We start from the raw sequence: 2,666 nt of genomic DNA, 5'->3' as shown, positions 1-2,666 counted from the left end.
CTTACCAGTGTTTTACTGGTAAGAATAGTTGCTATTAGTCTTCAAATAGAAATTCGTTATAGGCATTTTGCAGCTCCCTAAGAGAAAGGGCATTCTCTTGTTTTTGTGCCAACTCAATACCTTTCTTAAAAGCAGCTTCTGCTTTTTCATCTTCTTCTAGCTCAAGATAAAGGTGTGCTACATGATAATAGGTGGCTAGATAGTCGGGGTGTTCCTGAAGTAAAATTTCAAAGTATTTAAGGGCCTCCTGAGGATCGGTACTTTTGTATTCGGTAGCGATTGCATAAAGAGTAAACGCATCTTTTGGGTCATTTTTGAGGAAGTCAAGAAGTTGACTTAAGCGGGATGAATTCATCTATGATTCAATTTTTATTTGCTCCATTATTCGTTATCTTCGCTGCAAATTTAGTGCTTAATAATTAACTATTTAATACAAAAAATTTAAATGAAAATATTAGTTTGTATTACCCACGTGCCTGATACAACTTCTCGTATTGCATTTACTGATGATAATACCAAGTTTGATACTACTGGCATTCAATTCATTATCGGCCCTTATGACGATTACGCTTTAGCAAGAGCAGTTGAGCTTAAGGAGCAATCTGGTGGTTCTATTACAGTGCTTAACGTAGGAGAAGCAGAGACAGAGCCAACAATAAGAAAGGCATTGGCGATAGGTGCTGATGAAGCGATCAGAGTAAATGCCGCACCAACTGATTCATTTTTTGTAGCGCAACAAATTGCGCATGTGGCTAAAGAAGGAGACTATGATCTTATCTTGATGGGACGTGAGTCTATCGACTTTAATGGCGGTATGGTACACGGAATGGTAGGTGAGTTATTAGGCCTTCCATCATTTTCACCAGTGATGACTTTGGACATCGATGGCGATACAGCCAAGATGAGCAGAGAGATCGAAGGAGGTAAAGAAAAACTTGAAGTAAAATTACCATTTGTAGCTGGTTGTCAGGAGCCTATAGCTGAGTGGAAGATACCTAATATGAGAGGTATTATGTCTGCCAGAACTAAGCCATTAAATGTGGTAGACCCTGTAGATGACAGCACACAGACCAAGTTGGAAAACTACGAATTACCACCGGCAAAAGGCGAAGTAAAAATGATTGACGCAGAAAATGTTTCTGAGCTAGTTGATCTTTTGAAGAATGACGCTAAGGTGATATAAATTAGGTAATAAGACTATAAAAATATTAAAGCAATAAAATGGCAACATTAGTATTTGTAGAGAGTGCAGATGGTAAAATTAAAAAGACCTCTATTGAAGCAGTAGCTTATGCTGCAGCAATGGGTGGTGATGTTACTGCTATCGCACTTGGCGCTGTTGATCAGGCCGAATTAGAAAATTTAGGAAATTTTGGAGCAGGCAAAGTATTGCATGCTGATGACGATAAATTAAATGCAGGGGTTATTCAGGCTTATGCTACGGTCATAGCCAAAGCGATGGAGCAGACAGGTGCTGACACGCTTGTACTAGCTAATTCATCATTAGGTGCTCCGGTATCTGCCAGAGTATCGATCAAAGTTGGTGCAAGCCTTGTATCTAACGTAACTGATCTGCCAGATACATCTGCAGGCTTCAAAGTGAGAAGAAGTATCTATACAGGTAAGGCGTTTGCCAACGTAGAGCTTACCTCTGACAAGAAAATATTGGCAATAAAAAAGAATGCCGCTGAAGTAAAAGAAACAGGTGGTTCTGCAGCTGTTGAGAAGTTTAATCCTGAGTTGGGTGATGGCGATTTTGCTGCTACAATTACAGCTACTGACAAGGCAGAGGGAGAGATTTTACTACCTGAAGCTGAATTGGTTGTATCTGGTGGCCGTGGTATGAAAGGACCAGAAAACTGGAATATGATCGAAGATCTGGCTAAAGAATTAGGAGCTGCCACTGGTTGCAGTAAGCCGGTATCTGATATGGGATGGAGACCTCACCACGAACACGTGGGTCAAACAGGAGTAAAAGTAAGTCCTCAGCTTTATGTTGCAGTAGGTATCAGCGGAGCGATACAGCACTTAGCTGGTGTTAACTCATCTAAGTATATCGTTGTTATAAATAAAGATCCAGAAGCACCATTCTTCAAAGCAGCCGATTACGGTATCGTTGGAGATGCTTTTGAGGTAGTACCTAAATTGACTGAAGCCATTAAAGCAGCCAAGTAATTTGTGGATAAATTAAAGTTAGAAATACTAGGGCTCTCATCGAGTCAGTCGCAGTCAGGATCATTTGCTTTGGTTTTGGGCGAGTCTGAAGGCAATCGAAGGCTACCAATTATTATTGGTATGTTCGAAGCCCAGGCAATAGCTATCGAAATTGAAAAAATTATTCCTAACCGACCAATGACTCATGACTTGTTCAAATCATTTGCTCACAGCTTTGAGTATAAGGTTAAGGAGATAGTGATTTCGGACCTTAAAGAAGGTGTATTCTTTGCAAAGATCGTTTGCGGCAATGGGACAAACGATGTTGAAATTGATGCAAGACCTTCCGATGCTATTGCAATAGGTTTACGTTTTGATGCACCAATATATACTTACGAAGCAATATTAGCTGAAGCAGGTATTGTGCTTACAGACGAAACAGAAGATGATATTGCAGAGCTTAAGAGCGAACTCAAAACTGAGCCAAAGGAAACTTCAACACCTAAGGCAGG

General features: G+C 40.2%; 4 protein-coding genes. 3 read left to right on the top strand and 1 reads right to left on the bottom strand.

Translation table 11 applies throughout. From position 1 onward, the window contains the following. Nucleotides 1-34 precede the first annotated feature (34 nt). Nucleotides 35-355 (bottom strand): tetratricopeptide repeat protein, encoded by a 321-nt coding sequence (locus tag E1176_RS02615; protein WP_155209024.1) that lies wholly within the window; start codon nt 353-355, stop codon nt 35-37. Between the two features lie 90 nt (nt 356-445). Here E1176_RS02615 and E1176_RS02610 point away from each other — a divergent pair, with 90 nt between their 5' ends. The 3 genes from E1176_RS02610 to E1176_RS02600 form a co-directional block, all read left to right on the top strand. Beyond that, nucleotides 446-1,183 (top strand): electron transfer flavoprotein subunit beta/FixA family protein, encoded by a 738-nt coding sequence (locus E1176_RS02610; RefSeq protein ID WP_155209023.1) that lies wholly within the window; start codon nt 446-448, stop codon nt 1,181-1,183. 38 nt (nt 1,184-1,221) lie between these two features. Continuing rightward, nucleotides 1,222-2,175 carry an electron transfer flavoprotein subunit alpha/FixB family protein gene (locus E1176_RS02605; RefSeq protein WP_155209022.1) on the top strand — a complete coding sequence of 318 codons (954 nt, stop codon included), beginning with the start codon at nt 1,222-1,224 and terminating at the stop codon, nt 2,173-2,175. Between the two features lie 3 nt (nt 2,176-2,178). Continuing rightward, nucleotides 2,179-2,666 (top strand): bifunctional nuclease domain-containing protein (locus E1176_RS02600; protein WP_185152577.1); only part of this gene is annotated, 488 nt, incomplete at its 3' end.

Origin of the sequence: Fulvivirga aurantia, assembly GCF_009711475.1 — a bacterium.
Taxonomy (GTDB): Bacteria; Bacteroidota; Bacteroidia; order Cytophagales; family Cyclobacteriaceae; genus Fulvivirga; species Fulvivirga aurantia.
Note: the sequence above shows the minus strand (reverse complement) of the source record. Positions and strands in the feature narration are given on the sequence as shown.